General features: G+C 54.3%; 19 protein-coding genes and 1 other RNA gene. 16 read left to right on the top strand and 4 right to left on the bottom strand.

Annotation, left to right across the window (positions count from 1 at the left end):
- Window positions 1-123: 123 nt before the first annotated feature.
- The 5 genes from petA (at window position 124) to sspB (ending at window position 3,940) form a co-directional block, all read left to right on the top strand.
- The gene (gene petA / locus C9I98_RS15485; protein ID WP_107272184.1) at window positions 124-714 is read left to right on the top strand and encodes a ubiquinol-cytochrome c reductase iron-sulfur subunit; all 591 of its coding nucleotides are present in this window, start codon (window positions 124-126) and stop codon (window positions 712-714) included.
- Window positions 714-1,979 carry a cytochrome b gene (locus tag C9I98_RS15490; RefSeq protein ID WP_107272185.1) on the top strand — a complete coding sequence of 422 codons (1,266 nt, stop codon included), beginning with the start codon at window positions 714-716 and terminating at the stop codon, window positions 1,977-1,979. The genes petA and C9I98_RS15490 overlap by 1 nt, the downstream gene beginning before the upstream one ends.
- Window positions 1,976-2,713, top strand: coding sequence for a cytochrome c1 (locus tag C9I98_RS15495; RefSeq protein WP_036819365.1), 738 nt, complete (start codon window positions 1,976-1,978; stop codon window positions 2,711-2,713). The genes C9I98_RS15490 and C9I98_RS15495 overlap by 4 nt, the downstream gene beginning before the upstream one ends.
- 85 nt (window positions 2,714-2,798) lie before the next feature.
- Window positions 2,799-3,437, top strand: a complete 639-nt coding sequence (sspA, locus tag C9I98_RS15500; RefSeq protein WP_036819364.1) for a stringent starvation protein SspA — start codon at window positions 2,799-2,801, stop codon at window positions 3,435-3,437.
- A complete protein-coding gene (gene sspB, locus C9I98_RS15505; RefSeq protein ID WP_036819363.1) occupies window positions 3,437-3,940 on the top strand; it encodes a ClpXP protease specificity-enhancing factor in 504 nt (167 codons plus the stop codon). The genes sspA and sspB overlap by 1 nt, the downstream gene beginning before the upstream one ends.
- Window positions 3,941-4,013: 73 nt before the next feature.
- On the opposite strand, the gene C9I98_RS15510 is transcribed toward sspB, so the two are convergent.
- Genes C9I98_RS15510 through C9I98_RS15525 form a run of 4 tightly spaced genes read right to left on the bottom strand, consistent with a single transcriptional unit; the run spans window position 4,014 to window position 7,357 of the window.
- Window positions 4,014-4,559, bottom strand: coding sequence for a BON domain-containing protein (locus tag C9I98_RS15510; RefSeq protein WP_036819361.1), 546 nt, complete (start codon window positions 4,557-4,559; stop codon window positions 4,014-4,016).
- A 19-nt stretch (window positions 4,560-4,578) separates the two neighbouring features.
- Complete coding sequence (locus tag C9I98_RS15515) at window positions 4,579-5,169, bottom strand: phosphoheptose isomerase (protein ID WP_107272186.1); 591 nt, start codon at window positions 5,167-5,169, stop codon at window positions 4,579-4,581.
- A gap of 3 nt (window positions 5,170-5,172) precedes the next feature.
- Window positions 5,173-5,544, bottom strand: a complete 372-nt coding sequence (locus tag C9I98_RS15520) for a YraN family protein (RefSeq protein WP_420848083.1) — start codon at window positions 5,542-5,544, stop codon at window positions 5,173-5,175.
- The gene (locus tag C9I98_RS15525) at window positions 5,528-7,357 is read right to left on the bottom strand and encodes a penicillin-binding protein activator (RefSeq protein ID WP_036819613.1); all 1,830 of its coding nucleotides are present in this window, start codon (window positions 7,355-7,357) and stop codon (window positions 5,528-5,530) included. The genes C9I98_RS15520 and C9I98_RS15525 overlap by 17 nt, the downstream gene beginning before the upstream one ends.
- Window positions 7,358-7,418: 61 nt before the next feature.
- Here C9I98_RS15525 and rsmI point away from each other — a divergent pair, with 61 nt between their 5' ends.
- From rsmI to murG, 11 genes are all read left to right on the top strand, one after another.
- Window positions 7,419-8,279: a 16S rRNA (cytidine(1402)-2'-O)-methyltransferase gene (rsmI, locus tag C9I98_RS15530; protein ID WP_036819616.1), complete on the top strand. Its 861-nt coding sequence runs from the start codon at window positions 7,419-7,421 to the stop codon at window positions 8,277-8,279.
- Window positions 8,280-8,374: 95 nt separating this feature from the next.
- Window positions 8,375-8,757, top strand: an RNA gene (gene rnpB / locus C9I98_RS15535) — RNase P RNA component class A.
- A gap of 291 nt (window positions 8,758-9,048) precedes the next feature.
- Window positions 9,049-9,996 (top strand): 16S rRNA (cytosine(1402)-N(4))-methyltransferase RsmH, encoded by a 948-nt coding sequence (rsmH, locus tag C9I98_RS15540; RefSeq protein ID WP_036824532.1) that lies wholly within the window; start codon window positions 9,049-9,051, stop codon window positions 9,994-9,996.
- Window positions 9,993-10,313 (top strand): cell division protein FtsL, encoded by a 321-nt coding sequence (ftsL, locus tag C9I98_RS15545; protein ID WP_036824529.1) that lies wholly within the window; start codon window positions 9,993-9,995, stop codon window positions 10,311-10,313. Before rsmH ends, ftsL begins: the two co-directional genes overlap by 4 nt.
- A 9-nt stretch (window positions 10,314-10,322) precedes the next feature.
- Entirely contained in the window at window positions 10,323-12,092 is a 1,770-nt protein-coding gene (gene ftsI, locus C9I98_RS15550) for a peptidoglycan glycosyltransferase FtsI (RefSeq protein ID WP_107272187.1), read from the top strand.
- Window positions 12,079-13,584, top strand: coding sequence for a UDP-N-acetylmuramoyl-L-alanyl-D-glutamate--2,6-diaminopimelate ligase (gene murE, locus C9I98_RS15555; RefSeq protein ID WP_036827135.1), 1,506 nt, complete (start codon window positions 12,079-12,081; stop codon window positions 13,582-13,584). Before ftsI ends, murE begins: the two co-directional genes overlap by 14 nt.
- Entirely contained in the window at window positions 13,581-14,972 is a 1,392-nt protein-coding gene (gene murF / locus C9I98_RS15560; RefSeq protein WP_107272188.1) for a UDP-N-acetylmuramoyl-tripeptide--D-alanyl-D-alanine ligase, read from the top strand. Before murE ends, murF begins: the two co-directional genes overlap by 4 nt.
- A complete protein-coding gene (gene mraY, locus C9I98_RS15565; protein ID WP_036825221.1) occupies window positions 14,972-16,054 on the top strand; it encodes a phospho-N-acetylmuramoyl-pentapeptide-transferase in 1,083 nt (360 codons plus the stop codon). The genes murF and mraY overlap by 1 nt, the downstream gene beginning before the upstream one ends.
- Entirely contained in the window at window positions 16,055-17,392 is a 1,338-nt protein-coding gene (gene murD / locus C9I98_RS15570) for a UDP-N-acetylmuramoyl-L-alanine--D-glutamate ligase (RefSeq protein WP_107272189.1), read from the top strand.
- The gene (ftsW, locus tag C9I98_RS15575) at window positions 17,392-18,600 is read left to right on the top strand and encodes a cell division protein FtsW (protein ID WP_107272190.1); all 1,209 of its coding nucleotides are present in this window, start codon (window positions 17,392-17,394) and stop codon (window positions 18,598-18,600) included. The genes murD and ftsW overlap by 1 nt, the downstream gene beginning before the upstream one ends.
- Window positions 18,587-19,651 carry an undecaprenyldiphospho-muramoylpentapeptide beta-N-acetylglucosaminyltransferase gene (gene murG, locus C9I98_RS15580; RefSeq protein WP_036829675.1) on the top strand — a complete coding sequence of 355 codons (1,065 nt, stop codon included), beginning with the start codon at window positions 18,587-18,589 and terminating at the stop codon, window positions 19,649-19,651. Before ftsW ends, murG begins: the two co-directional genes overlap by 14 nt.
- Window positions 19,652-19,661 lie beyond the last annotated feature (10 nt).

Raw genomic sequence — 19,661 nt, forward strand, 5'->3', positions numbered from 1 at the left:
AAACAATAGGTTTAGAATGACCTAGATCTGTTGTTTCTTTCCGTTGAAAGTTAGCCGTAAGCTCCAGGGACGCACAAGGACATAATAATAATGCCAGAGCGGGAGCACATGGGAGAATGTTGGATGAGCAATGCGCCAGTAAGTAACGGCCGACGCCGCTTCCTGACTGCGACGACTTCGGTTGTTGGAGGCTTAGGTGCAGCCGCTGTAGCCGTACCTTTTATCAAATCTTGGAACCCGAGCGCGAAAGCAAAAGCCGCCGGTGCGCCAGTAGAAGTTGATATTAGCAAATTAGAAGACGGCCAGATGGTTCGCGTCGAGTGGCGAGGGAAACCTGTTTGGGTCGTCCGCCGTAGTGATGCTGTTTTAAAAGAATTGGGTGGCCATGATGGCCAGCTTCGTGATCCGTCGTCGGCGGAACCGCAGCAACCCGAATATGCCCAAAATGAATTTCGTTCAGTTAAACCTGAAATCTTTCTAGCCGTAGGTATTTGTACCCATTTAGGCTGTTCCCCTACCTATTTACCGAACACCTTTAACGAGCAGGTAAGTGGCATTTCGGCAGGTTTCTTCTGCCCATGTCATGGTTCCAAGTTCGATATGGCTGGTCGTGTATTTGCAGGGGTGCCGGCGCCACTAAACCTAGTTGTGCCGCCTCATACATTCCTGGATGACAATACCATTCTGGTTGGTGTAGACGAGGAGGCCGCATAATGGAAGCGCTACTCGGTTGGATTGAAAAACGTCTGCCAGCGATGAATGCTTATAAAAAGCATTTGTCGGAATACCCGATGCCGAAGAACTTTAACTTCTGGTATCTGTTTGGCTCACTGGCCATGCTGGTTCTGGTGAACCAGATTGTGACCGGTATCTGGCTGACCATGAACTACGTACCATCGGGTGATGGGGCTTTTGCCTCCATCGAATACATCATGCGTGATGTAGAGTACGGTTGGTTGCTCCGTTATATGCACTCAACAGGGGCGTCTGCCTTCTTCGTTGTGGTGTACCTGCATATGTTCCGTGGTTTGATCTACGGTTCTTACCAGAAGCCACGCGAACTGCTTTGGCTGTTCGGTATGCTGATCTTCTTGGTATTGATGGCTGAAGCCTTCATGGGCTACCTGCTACCATGGGGCCAGATGTCATACTGGGGTGCACAGGTAATCATCTCGCTATTTGGCGCGATCCCTGTGATTGGTGACGACCTAACACTTTGGATCCGTGGTGACTACGTGATCTCTGGTGCAACGTTGAACCGCTTCTTTGCCCTGCACGTTATTGCGTTGCCGATTGTCCTATTGCTACTTGTCGTACTGCACGTATTGGCGTTGCACGAAGTTGGCTCGAACAACCCGGATGGTATCGAAACCAAGCTGCCTAAGGGCACCAAGGGTGAAGGCTACAAGACCCAGTTCCCGTTCCATGAGTACTACAGCAAGAAATACGACATCATCGACTCTATCCCGTTCCACCCATACGGTACGGTGAAAGACATGGTGGGTGTTGCCGTCTTCCTGTTCTTCTTCTGTTACGTGTTGTTCTTCAACCCGGAGATGGGCGGTTTCTTCCTTGAGCCACCTAACTTCGAGGCGGCCAACCCGCTGAAGACACCTGAGCACATCGCGCCGGTTTGGTACTTTACTCCGTTTTACGCGATCCTGCGTGCGGTACCAGACAAGCTGTTGGGCGTTGTCGCCATGGGCGCGTCGATTGTGGTGCTATTCCTGCTACCTTGGCTTGATCGCTGTAAAGTGCGTTCATACCGCTACCGTAGCAAGCTGCACCTGGCAAACATCATCCAGTTTACTATCAGCTTTATTGCATTGGGTATTTTGGGTGCGTTGCCGGCAACACCGACCTACACCATTTTGGCTCAGATTTTCAGCCTGGGTTACTTCATGTTCTTCGTACTGCTGTATTTCTACAGTAAGAACGAGGCGACGAAACCATTACCAGAGAGGGTGACATTCAAATGAAGAAGTTGATTGTAATGCTATTCGCCCTGCTGCCGTCTCTGGCTATGGCAGCGGGTCCTGCTGTGCCACTGGATGCAGCCAACAATGACCTGTCTGATAAGGCCTCGTTGCAGCGTGGTGCCCAGACGTTCATGAACTACTGCTTCGGCTGTCACGCGACCCAATACCAACGCTATGAGCGTGTGGCGACGGATCTCGGTATTCCTGCGGACCTGATGAAAGAGCATATGCTGTTTGATCCGGAAGGGAAGATCGGTGATCTGATGGTGAATGCTATCCCGACTGAATACGCGGCGGCGTCATTCGGTGCGCCTGCGCCGGATCTGACCATGGTGGCCCGTGTTCGCGGTACTGATTGGCTTTATACCTACCTGCGCTCTTTCTATGCTGACCCAAGCCGCCCGTTTGGTGTTAACAACGTCGTATTCCCAAGTGTGGGTATGCCGCATGTGCTAGAAGAGCTTCAGGGTGTACCAACCAAAGTGTACGAAACTCGCCTGATCGACGGTGAAGAAGTGCAGGAATACGTTGGTATCAAGTCTGATGGTACGGGTGAGTTGAACGATGAAGAATACGACGAAGTCGTGCGTGATCTGGTCAACTTCCTCGAGTATTCGGGCGAGCCGATGAAGCTTGAGCGTCAGCGCTTGGGTTACTGGGTGATGGGCTTTATTGCGGTATTCTTTGTACTAACATTACTGTTGAAGAAAGAATATTGGCGTGATGTCCACTGATCAGGTAATCTAGTGGGTTAGGATCTCGCAATGGGGGCAGGCGCCCCCGTTGCTTTTTGTGTATTTAAGTATACTGGAGGGGTTAATGGCTGTTGCTGCCAATAAACGCTCTGTGATGACTCTGTATTCTGATGCTTCGGATATCTACAGCCATCAGGTGCGTATCGTACTAGCAGAAAAAGGTGTAAGCGTTGAAATCGAGCTGGTTGATCCAAACAACCTGCCAGAAGATCTGCTTGACCTGAATCCGTACAACTCAGTGCCAACCCTGGTTGACCGTGAGCTTGCACTTTACCAAGCAAGTATCATTATGGAGTACTTGGATGAGCGTTTCCCTCATCCGCCGCTGATGCCTGTTTACCCGGTTGCTCGTGGTAACAGCCGTCTGATGATGTACCGTGTTGAGCGCAACTGGTACACCCTTGCTGAGAAAGTAAACAAGGGTAATGCTGAAGAAGCAGAGAAAGCACGCAAGCAGCTTCGTGAAGAGCTATTGGCTCTAGCACCTGTGTTTGCTGAGTTCCCATACTTCATGAGCGATGAGTTCAGCCTGGTTGATTGCTACCTGGCACCGCTACTATGGCGTTTGCCTGAAATGGGTATCGAGCTAACTGGTGCTGGCGCGAAAGAAGTGAAAGCATACATGACTCGTGTATTCGAGCGTGATTCATTCCTAGCATCATTGACTGAAGCAGAGCGCGAAATGCGCTTGGCTGGCAAGTAATGGATATGGAAAAAATGACGCCGCGCCGCCCTTATTTGCTGCGCGCGTTTTACGACTGGCTGGTGGATAACGACTTGACGCCACACCTTGTGGTGGATGCCACTTTGCCTGGCGTAAAAGTGCCGATGGAGTTTGTTAGCGACGGCCAGATCGTGCTAAACATTGCCCCACGTGCGGTTGGTAACCTAGAGCTGGGTAACGAGGCGGTTAGCTTCAACGCCCGCTTTAGTGGCCGCCCACATTCGGTGATCGTCCCTCTGTATGCTGCGCTGGCTATCTATGCCCGTGAAAACGGTGCCGGTACCATGTTTGAACCTGAGCCTGCCTATGCGACAGATATGTCGGATATCGTAGAGCTGGAAGGTGATGACGAAGCCTTCGAAGCAGAAACTGTAGAAGTGCTGTCGCCGGTAGCCGAAGTGACGGAAGCGTCCACGGAGCCGACACCGGATGACGAGCCGCCTCGTCCTCGTGGCCGACCAAGCCTGCGAGTGGTGAAGTAACTCTCGCTTCAAGCATAAAAAAACGCAGCCTTGGCTGCGTTTTTTCTTATCTGCGTTGCCTATTAGCTGGTGCTTATTGTTGCGGGTATTCGAATACCCGAACCACCTTCTTAACGCCTGAAACATTGCGGGCTATCTCGGTGGCAATATCCGCTTGCTCGCGGGTGATGTAGCCGAGCAGGTATACTTCCCCACCTTCGGTGATCACCTTAATCGTCGCATCGTTTAGTTGCTTGCTGCCGATCAGCTGGGTTTTCACCTTGGTGGTAAGCCAACCGTCCTTGCTGACGTCGCCAAGTTGCGGCAGTGACCTAATTTGCAACTGGTTATAGACGGTGTTGACATTTTTGAGCTCCCTTACCTGCTTTTCTATTTGCTGGCTGGTGCTGCGATCCACGGCTTGGCCAACAAGCAGTACCTTGCCTTCGGTCGAGACGGCATTAACCCGTGCCTGCTGGCGGAAAGGTGGTTTGCTGGCAAGCCCTGCGATCTCCATTTCGATTTGCTGATCATGCCATTGCTGGGTCGTGGAACGCGGATCGTCCGGGTTGACCAGCGAGCATGCCTGAAGTGTCAGGGTCAAAAATAGAATAACAAAAAGTTGGCTGACCGCCTTCATGCTTACTGTCCTTGTAAAATTAACCTTCGTGTTGAGGGAAGAGCACCTTGTCAATCAGATCACACAGGCAGTGTACCGTCAGTAGGTGGCCTTCTTGAATGCGTGCGGTACGTTGTGAAGGAATGCGGATTTCAACATCCTGGATCCCAAGCAACCCCGCCATTTCACCACCATCTTTACCTGTCAGGGCAATGATGGTCATATCGCGTGTCAGCGCTGCTTCCATCGCCTTGATGATGTTTTTGCTGTTGCCGCTGGTTGATAGAACGAAAAGAATATCGCCGGCCTGGCCGAGTGCACGTACTTGCTTCGAGAACACTTCGTCGTGGTGGTAGTCATTGGCTACCGCCGTTAACGTGGTGGTGTCGGCTGTCAGCGCCAGCGCTGGCAGGCTAGGGCGTTCGGTCTCAAAGCGGTTGATCAGGCAAGAAGCGAAGTGTTGGGAGTTCGCCGCTGAGCCGCCGTTACCGCAGCAAAGGATTTTATTGCCGTTGAGCAGGCTTTGCACCATCACCTGAGCTGCCTGCGAAATCGCGTCGGGCAGTGCCTCTGCGGCGGCAATTTGGGTTTGGATGCTTTCGGTGAAACTTTCTTTGATGCTCTCTAGCATGGATTAACCTTCAACTAGGGTATTGGTAAACCATTCGATTTTCGGTGGTTGGGCCCCTTCGATAGAGACAACGTCAAATCGAAATTCTGTATGTTCAATGGCATGGCCATTTTTTTGTAGCCAAAACAACGCCGCACGTTTAAGCCGTTGTTGCTTTCGCCAGTTTACCGCTTCTGCGGCGGAACCGTAATGGTTGTTTTTGCGGAATTTGACTTCGATAAAGACCCAGCAGGTTTTATCGCGCATGATGAGGTCGATTTCACCACTGCGGCATTGGAAGTTTCTGGTACAGGGCAACAAGCCATGGCGGCAGAGAAACTGCTCGGCCATGGCTTCGTAGGCTTGCCCCTTGAGGCGCTTATTGGGCTGGTTCAACACCATTGCCCGAGAAGATAGCCCAGCTTAGCTGGCGTTGGATAACACATTGATCATCCAGGCTTAGCTGACCGGTCTTGCCCTGGGTGGTGTAGTTATCCACGACACGCATCTGCGGCAATTCGGCAATCATTTTGTAAGCGTCCATACCGAAGGCATGCAAGCGCAGGTCGGTATTTTTAGCCTGAGGCCACAGCTCGTCAAAACGGGTCATGAAATTATGGTTCGCATCCACCAACAACGGGATATCGCTAAACTCAATACCGCGCAACTCGCTGGTGTCGCCCTCTCTATCAGGGTAGCTGCGTGAGCTGGCGTACAATTTCGGCGGCTGGACGTCTGGGTTGATAGCCACATCGATAAACGGCTTAAGCAGCGTCAGTTCGTTCATGTTGGCAATCAGGTAGACCGCATCGGTATCGCGGCGGCTACGCGGCTGGCCTTCCAGCTCAATGCCAAGCAACTGCTGCATTTGGTCAATGCGCGCCTGGCTTTCGGTCAGGCCAAATACCGCTGCGACCTCTTGCTGGATTTGCTTGCGCGAGCTGAATTGGCGGGTTGTCGGCGAGTCGCCAGTCAGCTGCTGCCACTGCTCGGTAAACGCATCTGTCACGCGGCGGCCAAAGCTGTTGCCCGGCGCCAGTACCATTGGGGATTGGTGCCCCTTGGCAAACAGGTGGCGGGCGGCTTGCTCGGCTTCCTGCTCTGGTGACAGCGAGAAATAGCAGGCATTGCCTTGCGTCATGCTGCTTTGCTCAGGCTCGTTGAGTGCCAGCAAGGTGATGTTACCCTGGTTGGCGCGCTGGAATTCGGTGATCTTGTTTTTGCGCAACGGACCAATAACCAACTCCACCCCGTCCTGCTCTAGCTGGCTGACGATGGCTGACATTGGCTCGGCCTCGGTGTCGTATACCGCAAGCTCGGTACTGGCATCGCGACCGGTGTCATCCAGCATGGCGTTGATAAAACCATCGCGCACGGCCTTGCCTGATTTTTCATAGCGGCCAGAAAGCGGCAGTAGCAAGGCAACATTGTTGAGCTGGGCAATCTCCAGCTCCATGATGGCTTGCAGCTCGGCTGGCAGGTACTGGTTTGCCGGGTGGTACGGGTTGCTTGCCAGCCAGTCTTCTACCATTCCCTTCAATTTCGCAGGGCGCTGCGAGTAGGTGTTTTTCAGGATGCTAAGCTGGATCCAACCACGCAGTACCGTGTCACTGTCGCTGAGGGTCACGGTTTGCAGCTGGTTGTTGTTATAATTGGCCAGATCGCGCCACAAGTTTTGCCAGTTGGCGGCTTTCTGCTCGTTGGTCAGGTACTGGTCCAGTGCCGTTCTTTCCCTCGCCGCCTGAAGAGGTTGGGCTGTTTGGGCGTAGAGTTCAGCACGCAGCATGTGGTAGCGCAGGTATTGGCTGTCGGCCAATGTCCACCACGGCTGGAAGTTCAGGGTTTCGAGTGCCGACTTAGGCTGGCCCTGTTGGTAGCGCAGGGTCGCGCGCGCCAGCTGCCACTCGGCCATCTGGAGCGAGTCCATCGACATGCGGCCCAGGCGGTTTGCCTGCTGCTCGGCTTGTGCCCAGCGTCCTTCTTTGATGAAGGCCTTCAGGGCAAGGATATGCCAGTTGACGCTTTCGGCACCTTCGCTTGCTTCGGCTTTGATGAGATAATCAGCCGCACTCTGGGTGGCAGCTGCTGTTATATCAGTGGCCACGACCTGCTGTTGGTTAGTTGTACTACAGCCGGCCAAAATCACAGCAAGGGCTACAGGTGCTAACAGTCGTGATACACTTTTACGCTTATGGGTAAAATTGAGCATTGAATTCATTCAACTGTGACAAATTACTCTCTATATTAATTGCAGATGAGATCTTAGACAAATGAGTGAGACCAATTCATGCACGGTAGATGTCGCAACTTTGTACATCGTACCTACACCAATCGGTAATTTAGCGGACATCACGCAGCGTGCATTGGATGTATTAGCAAATGTGGACTTAATCGCCGCAGAAGATACTCGCCATACATCGCGCTTGCTAACCCACTTCTCGATCTCGACCCGCACCTTTGCGCTTCACGATCATAACGAGCAGCAAAAAGCTGACTACCTAATCGAAAAACTTCAGGCTGGTACCAGCATCGCATTGGTATCAGATGCCGGTACACCGCTGATCAGCGATCCAGGATACCATCTTGTGAACCGCTGTCGTCAGGCGGGTGTCAAAGTTGTCCCGCTGCCAGGGCCATGCGCGGTGGTTACTGCCCTGAGTGGGGCCGGCTTGCCATCGGACCGATTTAGCTTCGAAGGCTTTCTGCCGCCGAAAAGCAAAGGGCGCCGCGACCGCTTCCAGGCGCTGGCCAATGATGAGCGCACCATGATTTTCTACGAGTCGCCACACCGTATTATGGACTCACTTGCCGATATGCTGGTTGTGCTTGGCCCCGAGCGCCAAGTGGTGTTGGCACGTGAGCTGACCAAAACCTACGAGACGATCCACGGCGCGCCGCTGGGCGAGCTGGTTGACTGGCTGGGCGAAGACAGCAATCGTACCCGTGGTGAAATGGTGTTGTTGGTGGCAGGCCACCGTGCCGAAAAAGAAGAGTTGCCGGCGGATGCGCTGCGCACTGTGACGCTGCTGGTTAAGGAGCTGCCATTGAAAAAGGCTTCAGCGTTGGCTGCCGAGATCCACGGGGTGAAGAAAAATGCCCTCTACAAGTGGGGCTTGGCCAACTTAGACTAGGCCGGGGCGGGGAATCGTTGCCTTTTTGACCGCTCTTGTCGCTTGGCTGATTTTTCACTGGCAACTGTGACCTGAGTCGGATAAACTCTGCCCCCGGAGTTGGCTAAGGTAACCGCTGCCTCGTTGATGTCCTTTGGGAGACTGACGGGGGGGAGGAAAGTCCGGGCTCCATAGGGCAGGGTGCCAGATAACGTCTGGGGGGCGCGAGCCCACGACCAGTGCAGCAGAGAGTAAACCGCCGATGGCTCGCTTGCGAGAACAGGTAAGGGTGAAAGGGTGCGGTAAGAGCGCACCGCGCGGCTAGTAATAGTCCGTGGCACGGTAAACTCCACCCGGAGCAAGACCAAATAGGTCCCTAATGGCGTGGCCCGCGTTGGGGACGGGTAGGTTGCTTGAGCCTGTGAGCGATTGCAGGCCTAGATGAATGGTTACCACCGCGTAAGCGGGACAGAACCCGGCTCATCAGCCAACTCCCCTCTTTAAGTACAGAAGGTGATGTGGTGCTACATATTTGTAGCCTGCATCGCCTTTTGTCGTTTCTGGGCTGCTATCCTACTATCAATTGATTGTTAGAAATGTAGGCTGTGGCTTGACATCTTTTTTACCGAATACGTACACTTTGCGGTGGGATTTTGCGGGAAATGCTGTAAAAACATCGTTTTAATAGCGTAAGTCGATGAATTTCCTTTCTATTATATTTTTATGTTGAAATGCTCGCATGTTTTGTCGAGGGTTTTGGCAAGCTTCTACAAGAGCTGAATTAATCGTTATGTCTGAACAGTTTGAGCACGTCTCAGTTTTACTCCATGAGTCAGTTGATGGCCTCGCCATCAAACCTGACGGTATTTATATTGATGGTACTTTCGGCCGTGGTGGCCATAGCCGCCTGATCCTGTCTCAGCTCGGGGAAAATGGGCGTCTTTACAGTATCGACCGTGATCCACAGGCGATTGCTGAAGCCCAGAAGATTGACGATCCTCGCTTTACTATTATCCACGGCCCTTTCTCGGGAATGGAAAAGTACATGGAAGAGCGCGATCTGATTGGCCGTGTGGATGGCGTATTGCTTGATCTTGGCGTGTCATCGCCGCAGCTTGACGATGCCGAGCGTGGCTTTAGCTTTATGCGCGACGGTCCGCTGGATATGCGTATGGATCCAACGTCGGGCATCCCCGCCTCAGAATGGTTGGCCGAAGCCGAAGCCGACGACATTGCATGGGTACTGAAAGAGTTTGGCGAAGAGCGCTTTGCCAAGCGCATCGCCCGTGGCATTGTGGCTTATCGTGAAGATCCGGAGAATGAGCCGCTGACGCGCACCACCCAGCTGGCTAAGCTGATCTCGGATGTTTCTCCGTTTAAAGATCGCCACAAGCACCCGGCGACCCGTAGCTTCCAAGCTATCCGAATTTATATCAACAGTGAATTGGAAGAGATCGAAACCGCGCTGAACGGTGCCGTGAACGTCTTGGCTCCTGAAGGCCGCTTGTCGGTGATCAGCTTCCACTCGCTAGAAGATCGCATGGTGAAGCGCTTTATCCGCAAGCAGAGCAAGGGGCCGGAAGTGCCTGCTGGCCTGCCGCTAACGGAAGAGCAGATCAAGGCGCTTGGCTCGGCGGCGCTGAAAACTGTCGGCAAGGCCATCAAGCCATCGAAAAACGAAGTGAGCGACAACGCTCGCTCGCGCAGTTCCGTATTACGCTTGGCTGAGCGCGTATGAGTCAGGCACCAGAGCCATCCGATAACCTTGCCCGCCTGATCGGGCAAGATCTGCTGTCGGTCGGGCGTGTTCCGCTTGTCCTAATGGTTCTGGTGTTGGTTTCAGCGTTGGGGGTGGTGTTGATCACCCACCACTCCCGTCAACTTATCGCCCAGCAGGAGCAATTGTTAATCGAGCGGGATCAGCTTGATATTGAATGGCGTAACCAAATCCTCGAAGAAAACTCCCTTGCCGAACATAGCCGCATCGAGCGCCTGGCAGAAAAGGAGCTCGAAATGCGCCGCCCGTCTAGAGACAGTGAAGTCATAGTGCAGTAATTGAATTTGATGAATTTATTTAAGCGTTCAGCCAAGCAGAATCAGCGTCGCCAAAAAGCGCCACCGGCATTTATCCCGTGGCGCTTTGGTGTTATATGCGGCTGTGTTGTTTTGGCTTTGCTGGCCCTGATTGGCCGCGCTGCCTACATTCAGGTGCTTGAGCCGGGCAAGTTGATCCAAGAAGGGGATATGCGCTCGCTGCGGGTGAAGGCGATGCCGTCTGCCCGGGGCATTATTTCCGATCGCAACGATGAGCAGCTGGCTGTCAGCGTGCCTGTTCAGGCGGTCTGGGCCGATCCGGTTCAGATCTATAAAAACGGCGGGATTGTTCAACGCGAGCGTTGGTATGCGTTGGCCGATGTGCTCGGTATTGATCGCGACGGTTTGCTAGAACGCTTAGAAAAGAACAAAAAACGTCGCTTTATTTATTTGCAGCGCCAGGTCAGCCCGGCAATGGCAACCTATGTCAGTCGGCTCAAGCTGCCAGGCGTTGGCTTGAAAGACGAATCCCGCCGCTTTTACCCATCCGGTGAGGTTAGTGCTCACTTAATCGGGGTGACGGGGATCGACAGTCACGGCTTGGAAGGCGTGGAGCGGACCTATGACGGTTGGCTGACCGGGGAGCCGGGGCGCCGCACGGTGCGAAAAGATCGCTATGGCCGCGTGGTTGAGAATATCTCGCTGAAAAAGCGCGAGCCGGGCCAGCCTTTGAGCCTGAGTATCGACCAGCGCCTACAGGCCGTTGCCTACCGGGCCGTGAAGCAGGCGGTGGCAGATTATCAAGCGACCTCCGCCACCGTGATTATGGCCGATGTTCGCACCGGTGAAATATTGGCGATGGTCAACGCGCCTTCCTACAACCCGAACAACCGCGAGCAACTGCAAAGCTTCCGGATGCGTAACCGCTCGATTACCGATGCGATGGAGCCGGGCTCGACCATTAAGCCGTTTATTGTACTGGCGGCCATGGAAAACGGGGTGGCGGACGAGAATACCATTATCGATACCGGTAACGGCCTGATGCAGGTGGGCGGCAGCCGTGTCCGTGACGTCTCTCGAGTCGGCAAGGCTGACCTGACCAAGATCCTGCAGAAGTCGAGTAATATCGGGGTGAGTAAACTCTCGCTGGCGATGCCGATCGATGCGGTGCTCGGTATGTATAGCAGTGTCGGGCTGGGGGATGCCTCGGGTATCAACCTGATCGGTGAAGCGCAGGGCTTCTTCCCCGACCGCCGTCGCTGGTCTGATTTTGAGCGCGCCACCCTTTCTTTTGGCTACGGTATTTCGGTGACGCCTATCCAGTTAGTACGTGCTTACGCTACGCTGGGCGCGATGGGGGTCAACCGCCCGCTGTCGATCTTGAAAACAGAAGATGTGGTGCCGGGACGCCAGGTCGTCTCGGCGGACAACACCCGCAAGCTGCTTAACATGATGGAAACCGTGACCCACAAAGGTGGTAGTGCGGTAAGGGCCGCAGTGCCCGGGTATCGAGTCGGTGCGAAGACCGGTACGGCGGTTAAGGCCGCAGCTGGCGGATACAGTGATGAATATATTGCGATGACAGCCGGCCTGGCACCGATTAGCGATCCGCGTTTGGCCATGGTGGTGGTGGTGAACGAGCCACAGGGCGACAAGTATTATGGTGGTGCGATTGCGGCGCCTATTTTCTCCGAAGTGATGGAGAGTGCGCTGCAAATTCTGAATATCCCGCCTGACGCGGGCACCCGCGAAGAATTAAATATTGTGAATCGTAGAGACAAGGCAGATGCCGGTACTTAAACAACATAACAAGCTGGGTGAACTGCTTTCACCATGGTTGGAGCAACAGCAATTACCCGACGCTCTAGCTGAACTATCTATTCAGGGCATGTCCCTCGATAGCCGCCACATTGAAGGTGGGGATCTTTTTGTCGCGGTCAGTGGCCATAGCGTTGATGGTCGCCGCTTTATTCCCAATGCCATTGCAGCAGGGGCGAGCGCTGTTTTGGCCCAGGGCGAGCACTTTGCCATCGCAGAGCAAGATGGCGTGCCGGTGATCACCCTGCCAGCACTATCATTGCACTTATCGGCTATCGCCAAGCGTTTCTATGGCTCGCCAGATCAGGCTTTGAGCCTGGTTGCCGTCACGGGGACCAATGGCAAAACCACCATTAGCCAAATTTTGGCCCAGTGGGCACAGTTGATCGGTTACCGTGCGGGGGTGATGGGCACAACGGGCAATGGCTTGTTGGCTAATATCAAGCCTGCGCTCAATACCACTGGCAGCGCGCTTGAAATTCCGCAGGTGCTGGCTTCAATGGTCGAAGCCGGGGCGGATTATGCCGCGATGGAAGTTTCCTCCCACGGCTTGGTTCAAGGCCGGGTGAAGTCGTTGCAGTTTGCAGCCAGTATTTTTACCAACCTTAGCCGGGATCACCTTGATTACCATGGTGATATGGCCAGTTACGCCGATGCCAAGAAAACCCTTTTCACTGAACACCACTCTGGTATCGCCGTGATTAATGCCGATGATACGGTTGGCAGAAGTTGGTTGGCCGAACTGCCCCAGGCGGTGGCGGTTGCCACTGATGGCAGCAACCTTATTGATCACCAAGGCCAGAAGCTTTGGCTTGAGCAGGTCGAATACAGCACCCAAGGCGTGACGGTTGGTTTCGACTCCAGCTGGGGCAAGGGGCAATTTACTGCACCCTTGGTCGGTGCATTCAACGTGGTGAACCTGATGCTGGCGTTGGCGACCTTGTTGGCGACGGGGCATTCGTTCGCGGCATTGCTGGAGGTTGCCCCGCGATTGCAGGCGGTGACTGGCCGAATGGAAGTTTTTCAAGCACCTGACAAACCCATGATGGTTGTTGACTATGCTCATACGCCAGATGCGTTGGAGAAGGCATTGCAGGCGCTCCAAGTGCATTGCAGCGGCAACCTATGGTGTATTTTCGGCTGTGGCGGTGACAGGGACACCGGCAAGCGACCAATGATGGCGCGGATTGCCGAGCAACTGGCCGATCATGTGATTTTGACCGACGACAACCCAAGGACCGAAGATCCGGCGATTATCGTTAAAGACATGCTGGCTGGCCTAGAGCAGCCGGAACACGCCGTTGTTCACCACGATCGTTACCAGGCCTGCCAGTGGGCTGCAAGCCATGCCGCCCCGGATGACATCGTACTGGTTGCCGGTAAAGGCCACGAAGATTATCAAGTGCTGGCCGATCGCACGATCCATTATTCTGATCGCGAGACGGTGCAGGCACTATTGGAGACAAGCGTATGATACAGGTTCAGTTGTCGCAACTCGCCGAGATACTTGGCGCAGAGCTGGTGGGTAATGATACGTCTGTCGCAGATGTGTCGACCGACACCCGTGCCATTGCCGCAGAGACCTTGTTCGTTGCGCTGATCGGCGAGCGATTTGATGCCCATGACTTTTGCCAAAACGCGATGGATAACGGTGCTAAGGCGCTGTTGGTAAGTAGGCACTTACCCATTGGGCTACCTCAGCTGGTGGTTGACGATACCCTGCATGCCCTTGGCCTGCTTGGGGCTTGGCTAAAGGCTGAAATGGAAACCAAGCATGGTTTGCAGACGCTGGCGCTAACGGGTAGCTGCGGCAAAACCACGGTCAAGGAGATGGCCGCGGCCATCCTAAGCCAGAAAGGCAATGTGCTGGCAACGGGGGGCAACTTCAATAATGACATTGGTGTACCGCTGACCCTGTTACGCCTTCAGCCTGAGCATGAGTTTGCCGTTATCGAGCTGGGGGCTAACCACCAGGGCGAGATCGCTTATACCACCAATTTGGTTAAACCCCAGGTGGCGTTGATTAACAACCTGGCAGCCGCGCACTTGGAAGGCTTTGGCTCTTTGGCCGGGGTGGCAAAAGCCAAGGGTGAGATTTTTGAAGGGTTGACCCCGCTCCACGGCGAGACGGTGGCGATTGTGAACCTCGATTCGAATTCGCTGGATACTTGGCAGCCTTTGCTGGCCAACCACCAAGTCGTAACTTTCTCGGCAACCCAGAAAAGCGCGGATTACTCTGCCGATGACATTATTATTAACGATCAGGGCCTCGCTTGTTTTACAATGCGAACCCCTCACGGTGCATTCCCGGTTAAATTGACCATGGCGGGTGGCCATAATGTGGCGAACGCCTTGGCGGCTGCAGCTTTGACGATGGCATTCGGGGCAACTGAAGAGCAAGTGATTGCTGGGCTTGGTTGTGCCAAGAACGTGAAGGGACGGGTTGATGTGACCCAGCCGCGACCTCATTTGCGCCTGATTGACGACACCTATAACGCTAGCGTTGCCTCGGTAAAAGCGGCCATTGATTTATTGGCAAGCTTTAGTGGCCAACGTTGGTTTGTGCTGGGCGATATGGCGGAGTTGGGCGATGATAGTGCATCGCTGCACCGCGAAGTGGCAGAATATGCCCAAAACAAAGCACTCGACAAGGTGCTGACCTTCGGTTCTGCCAGCCAAGTGGTGAGCGAATTGAACAATGGCCAGCACTTCGAAGATAAAACGGTTTTGATCGCGCTGCTCAAGCAGCTGCTAGATCAACCGCAATACAATGAAAACGATACCCAAGTGACAGTATTGGCAAAGGGCGCGCGTAGCTCCCGAATGGAAGATGTCATTGCTGCACTGCAGGAAAATAACTAATGATTTACTGGCTTGCCGACTTACTAGAATCTACATTCCCATTTTTTCGTCTGTTTGAGTACCTGACGTTCCGCGCCATTATCAGCATTTTGACCGCGTTGTTGCTGTCACTGTGGATGGGGCCGCGTCTGATTGCTCGCTTGCAAATGCTGCAAATTGGCCAGGTGGTTCGCCACGATGGCCCAGAGTCGCATTTTAGCAAGCGTGGTACGCCAACCATGGGCGGTATCATGATCTTGGCAGCGATCACGATTACGGTCTTGCTGTGGGCCGATCTCACCAACCCTTATGTTTGGGCGGTGCTGACGGTGATGCTGGGCTACGGCGCCGTGGGTTTTGTTGATGACTACCGTAAGGTTGTTCGCAAAAATACCGACGGCCTGATTGCGCGCTGGAAGTATTTTTGGCAGTCGGTGATCGCGCTGGGCGTCGCTTTTGCGCTATACGTCCATGGCCAGGATACCGTGGCAACCCAGCTTGTGGTGCCGTTCTTCAAAGACGTGATGCCGCAACTTGGCTTGTTTTATATTATTTTTACTTATTTTGTGATTGTCGGTACCAGTAATGCCGTCAACCTCACCGACGGCCTGGATGGCTTGGCCATCATGCCGACCGTGATGGTTGCTGGTGGTATGGCTTTCATTGCCTGGGCGACGGGTAATGTGAACTTCGCGAACTACCTGCACATTCCTTACTTGAAGGATGCCAGCGAATTGGTGGTGGTGTGTACCGCGATTGTGGGTGCCGGCCTTGGCTTCTTGTGGTTTAACACCTACCCGGCACAAGTGTTTATGGGCGATGTAGGCTCGTTGGCACTGGGCGGCGCGCTCGGCACGATTGCGGTTTTGGTGCGCCAAGAGCTGCTGTTGGTGATCATGGGCGGTGTGTTCGTGATGGAAACGGTATCGGTGATCTTGCAGGTGGGCTCGTACAAGCTCCGTGGTCAGCGTATTTTCCGTATGGCGCCAATCCACCACCACTATGAATTGAAGGGCTGGCCTGAGCCGCGCGTGATTGTGCGTTTCTGGATCATTACCTTGATGCTAGTATTGATTGCATTGGCGACACTAAAGGTTCGATAAATGAAAGGCTTGGAAGGCGTAGAAAAGGTTGTTGTAATCGGTCTGGGAATGACCGGCTTATCCGTGGTTAATCACCTGTTGCGTTTGCCGCAGGTGCTAGATATCAAGGTGATCGACACCAGAGATGCGCCTCCGGGACGTGAACAGCTACCGGCCAGCGTCGAGCTGTGCAGTGGCGAGTGGCAGATGGCATGGTTGCTATCTGCCGATTTGATTGTGGCTAGCCCGGGGATCGCCCTTGCCACGCCGCAATTGGTCGAGGCAGCCAATGCCGGGGTCGATATTGTCGGCGACATCGAGCTTTTTGCGCGCGCGGTCTCCAAGCCGGTGGTTGCTATAACGGGCTCCAACGGCAAGAGCACGGTGACCAGCCTGGTGGGCGAAATGGCCAAGGAGGCAGGCATTGATGTTGGCGTGGGTGGTAATATCGGCTTTGCCGCGCTTGATATGCTCGCTCAACAGCATGACCTCTACGTCCTTGAATTGTCGAGCTTTCAGCTTGAAACGACCGCATCGCTGCAGCTGAAAGCGGCGGTATACCTAAACTTGTCCGAAGATCACATGGATCGCTACCCTGGCGGTATTGAGCAATACAGCCAAGCCAAGATGCGGATCTTCGACCATGCCGAGCTGGCGGTTTACAACCGCGATGACTTGGCGACCCGCCCTGAATTTTCCGGCGCGATGGCCAGTTTTGGCTTCGACTCGGCGCAGTATGGCTTGATCACCTTTGGTGATGAAGAATGGCTCGCGGTGGATGGCGAGGCTGTGATGCCGAGTAATGATATTGCCTTGGTTGGCCGCCATAACGTCGCCAACAGCCTGGCGGCACTTGCTTTGGCCGATGCTGCGGGCATTGGCCGCGAAGCAGCCTGCCGTGCATTGCGCCGCTATAACGGCCTGGCCCATCGCTGCCAGTTGGTCGCAAGCCAGCACGGGGTGAAATGGGTCAACGACTCCAAGGCGACGAACCTCGCGAGTACCCTGGCGGCACTGAACGGCTTGGCGTTGCCGGGCAAGCTTCACTTGCTGGTGGGTGGCGATGGCAAGGGGGCCGATTTTTCCGAATTGCAGCCAGTGCTCCGCCAGTTGGATGTGCGGCTCTATTGCTACGGCCGCGATGGTTTTCTTTTCCAGCCGCTGGCCGATGATGCCCTGGCGGTTGAGACCATGGCGGAAGCGATGGCCATCGCTGCGGATGATGCGCGCAGCGGCGATATGGTGTTGCTCTCTCCGGCTTGTGCTAGCTTTGATCAGTTCCCGAACTTCATGGCGCGAGGGGATGCCTTCGTCGAATTGGCCCAGCAGCTACAACACCGCGTGGGTAAGGGGAGCTGATGTTCGGCGCACTGCGTGAAGGAGTATCGTCAACCGCGGGCTGGTTAACCAGGCCATCCACGCCAAGCCTTTATGATAGGCAGCTGGTTTGGATTGCTTTTGCGTTGATGGTAACGGGCTTGGTGATGGTAACATCGGCATCGGTGCCGATTGCCACGCGCCTGACGGATATGCCGTTCTACTTCGCCTTCCGCCATGGTTTCTTCTTAGTGTGCGCCCTGGTTATTGCCAGCTTTGTGGTGATGATCCCGCTAGAAAAGTGGCGGCAATACAGCGTGCCAATGCTGCTGGTCTCCTTGCTCCTGCTGGTGGTGGTGCTGGTTGCCGGTCGTTCGGTTAACGGTGCGGCCCGTTGGATCCCGCTGGGAATCTTTAACTTGCAGCCAGCCGAAGTCGCGAAGCTATCACTGTTTATTTTCCTTTCCGGCTACCTTGTCCGCCAGTACGAGCAGGTGAGGGAAAGTTTTGTTGGTTTCTTAAAGCCACTGGTCGTACTCGGCCTAATGGCAATTTTGCTCTTGGCCCAGCCCGATCTCGGCTCCTTTGTGGTGATGTTCGTGACCACGGTGGGGATGCTGTTTATTGCCGGTGCTAAATTATGGCAATTTTTGGTGATGCTGGTGACCGCCGTTGCCGGCATTATCTTGCTGATCATTTTCGAGCCCTACCGACTGCGGCGGGTTACGTCGTTCATGGATCCTTGGGAGGATCCCTTCGGCAGTGGCTACCAGCTTACCCAGTCCCTGATGGCATTTGGCCGGGGCGATTGGTTTGGTCAGGGGCTCGGCAACTCAATCCAAAAATTAGAGTACCTACCCGAGGCCCATACCGACTTTGTTTTTGCGGTGCTCGCCGAAGAGGTCGGGTTGATTGGGGTTACCGTGGTGCTGCTGTTGATCTTTGCCTTGGTGTTCAAGGCGATGTTCATTGGCCGCCGTTGTTTGGAAAGCCAGCAGCTGTTTGGCGGCTTCCTCGCGTTTGGTTTTTCTTTTTGGTTTGCATTCCAAACCTTGGTCAATGTCGGGGCAGCCGCAGGGATCGTACCGACCAAGGGCCTTACTTTGCCACTGATCAGTTATGGTGGCTCCAGTTTATTTATTATGGCAACGGCAGTTGCCATCTTGCTCCGGATTGACTACGAGCAGCGGTATGCCGTGAAGTACGGTCTGGTGAACGATGCAGAAGATGACACAGATGAACAAGAATAAGCGCTTGCTGGTGATGGCTGGCGGTACTGGCGGCCATGTTTTCCCCGGTTTGGCTGTTGCGAAAAAACTGCAGCAGGAAGGCTGGGAAATCCGCTGGTTAGGTACCGCGGATCGAATGGAAGCAGAGTTGGTGCCTAAACACGGCATCGATATCGACTTTATTAAAGTAAAAGGCCTTCGCGGGCAGGGTGTTGCGCGCTTGTTGGCTGCGCCATTCAAAATTTTCAATGCTATCTTGCAGGCCAGAAAGTATATCAAGGCTTGGCAGCCCGATGCCGTGCTTGGCATGGGCGGTTATGTGAGCGGGCCGGGCGGCGTGGCGGCATGGCTATCTGGCGTGCCGGTTATCTTGCATGAGCAAAATGCCGTGGCTGGCCTGACTAACCAGTGGCTGTCAAAAATTGCCGCCCGCGTACTGCAAGCCTTCCCGGGGGCCTTCAAAGACAGTGAGGTCGTGGGTAACCCGGTACGCCAAGACGTGGTGGCACTGGCAGAGCCAACGGCCCGCTTCGACGGCCGCGAGGGGGCGATTCGCGTGTTGGTGATGGGCGGTAGCCAAGGTGCCCGTATTCTAAATCAGACAATGCCTAAAGTAGCGGCTATCTTGGGTGATAAAGTGACAGTTTGGCACCAGGCCGGCAAGGGCGCCCAAGCTGATACCGAGCAAGCCTACCGAGAGAATACTGCCGCTGGGCATAAGGTAACTGAGTTTATCGACGATGTGGCCTCTGCCTATGCGTGGGCTGACGTCGTCGTTTGCCGCTCTGGCGCATTAACCGTATCGGAGTTGTCTGCCGCGGGCGTTGGCGCGATTTTCGTACCGTTTATGCACAAAGATCGCCAGCAGGCACTCAATGCCGACCACCTGGTTCAGTGTGGCGCGGCAAAAATGATTGAGCAGCCGGACCTTACCCCGGAAGGGCTGGCTAACGAATTAGAACAGATGAACCGTGGCAAATTAGCCGAGATGGCTGTTGCTGCACGGGATGCCGCGATACTTGATGCCGACAGCCGGGTGGCTGAGGTGATTAAGTCGTTGGCGAAACAATAAGACGAGACAA

The sequence above is a fragment of the Photobacterium sanctipauli genome (assembly GCF_003026495.1).
In the GTDB taxonomy this organism is placed as follows: domain Bacteria; phylum Pseudomonadota; class Gammaproteobacteria; order Enterobacterales; family Vibrionaceae; genus Photobacterium; species Photobacterium sanctipauli.

Excerpts from the sequence above, each read along its gene's own strand:
- petA (WP_107272184.1), top strand. The coding sequence starts at position 124 with ATGAGCAATGCGCCAGTAAGTAACGGCCGACGCCGCTTCCTGACTGCG.
- C9I98_RS15490 (WP_107272185.1), top strand. The coding sequence starts at position 714 with ATGGAAGCGCTACTCGGTTGGATTGAAAAACGTCTGCCAGCGATGAAT.
- C9I98_RS15495 (WP_036819365.1), top strand. The coding sequence starts at position 1,976 with ATGAAGAAGTTGATTGTAATGCTATTCGCCCTGCTGCCGTCTCTGGCT.
- sspA (WP_036819364.1), top strand. The coding sequence starts at position 2,799 with ATGGCTGTTGCTGCCAATAAACGCTCTGTGATGACTCTGTATTCTGAT.
- sspB (WP_036819363.1), top strand. The coding sequence starts at position 3,437 with ATGGATATGGAAAAAATGACGCCGCGCCGCCCTTATTTGCTGCGCGCG.
- C9I98_RS15510 (WP_036819361.1), bottom strand. The coding sequence starts at position 4,559 with ATGAAGGCGGTCAGCCAACTTTTTGTTATTCTATTTTTGACCCTGACA.
- C9I98_RS15515 (WP_107272186.1), bottom strand. The coding sequence starts at position 5,169 with ATGCTAGAGAGCATCAAAGAAAGTTTCACCGAAAGCATCCAAACCCAA.
- C9I98_RS15525 (WP_036819613.1), bottom strand. The coding sequence starts at position 7,357 with ATGCTCAATTTTACCCATAAGCGTAAAAGTGTATCACGACTGTTAGCA.
- rsmI (WP_036819616.1), top strand. The coding sequence starts at position 7,419 with ATGAGTGAGACCAATTCATGCACGGTAGATGTCGCAACTTTGTACATC.
- rsmH (WP_036824532.1), top strand. The coding sequence starts at position 9,049 with ATGTCTGAACAGTTTGAGCACGTCTCAGTTTTACTCCATGAGTCAGTT.
- ftsL (WP_036824529.1), top strand. The coding sequence starts at position 9,993 with ATGAGTCAGGCACCAGAGCCATCCGATAACCTTGCCCGCCTGATCGGG.
- ftsI (WP_107272187.1), top strand. The coding sequence starts at position 10,323 with ATGAATTTATTTAAGCGTTCAGCCAAGCAGAATCAGCGTCGCCAAAAA.
- murE (WP_036827135.1), top strand. The coding sequence starts at position 12,079 with ATGCCGGTACTTAAACAACATAACAAGCTGGGTGAACTGCTTTCACCA.
- murF (WP_107272188.1), top strand. The coding sequence starts at position 13,581 with ATGATACAGGTTCAGTTGTCGCAACTCGCCGAGATACTTGGCGCAGAG.
- mraY (WP_036825221.1), top strand. The coding sequence starts at position 14,972 with ATGATTTACTGGCTTGCCGACTTACTAGAATCTACATTCCCATTTTTT.
- murD (WP_107272189.1), top strand. The coding sequence starts at position 16,055 with ATGAAAGGCTTGGAAGGCGTAGAAAAGGTTGTTGTAATCGGTCTGGGA.
- ftsW (WP_107272190.1), top strand. The coding sequence starts at position 17,392 with ATGTTCGGCGCACTGCGTGAAGGAGTATCGTCAACCGCGGGCTGGTTA.
- murG (WP_036829675.1), top strand. The coding sequence starts at position 18,587 with ATGAACAAGAATAAGCGCTTGCTGGTGATGGCTGGCGGTACTGGCGGC.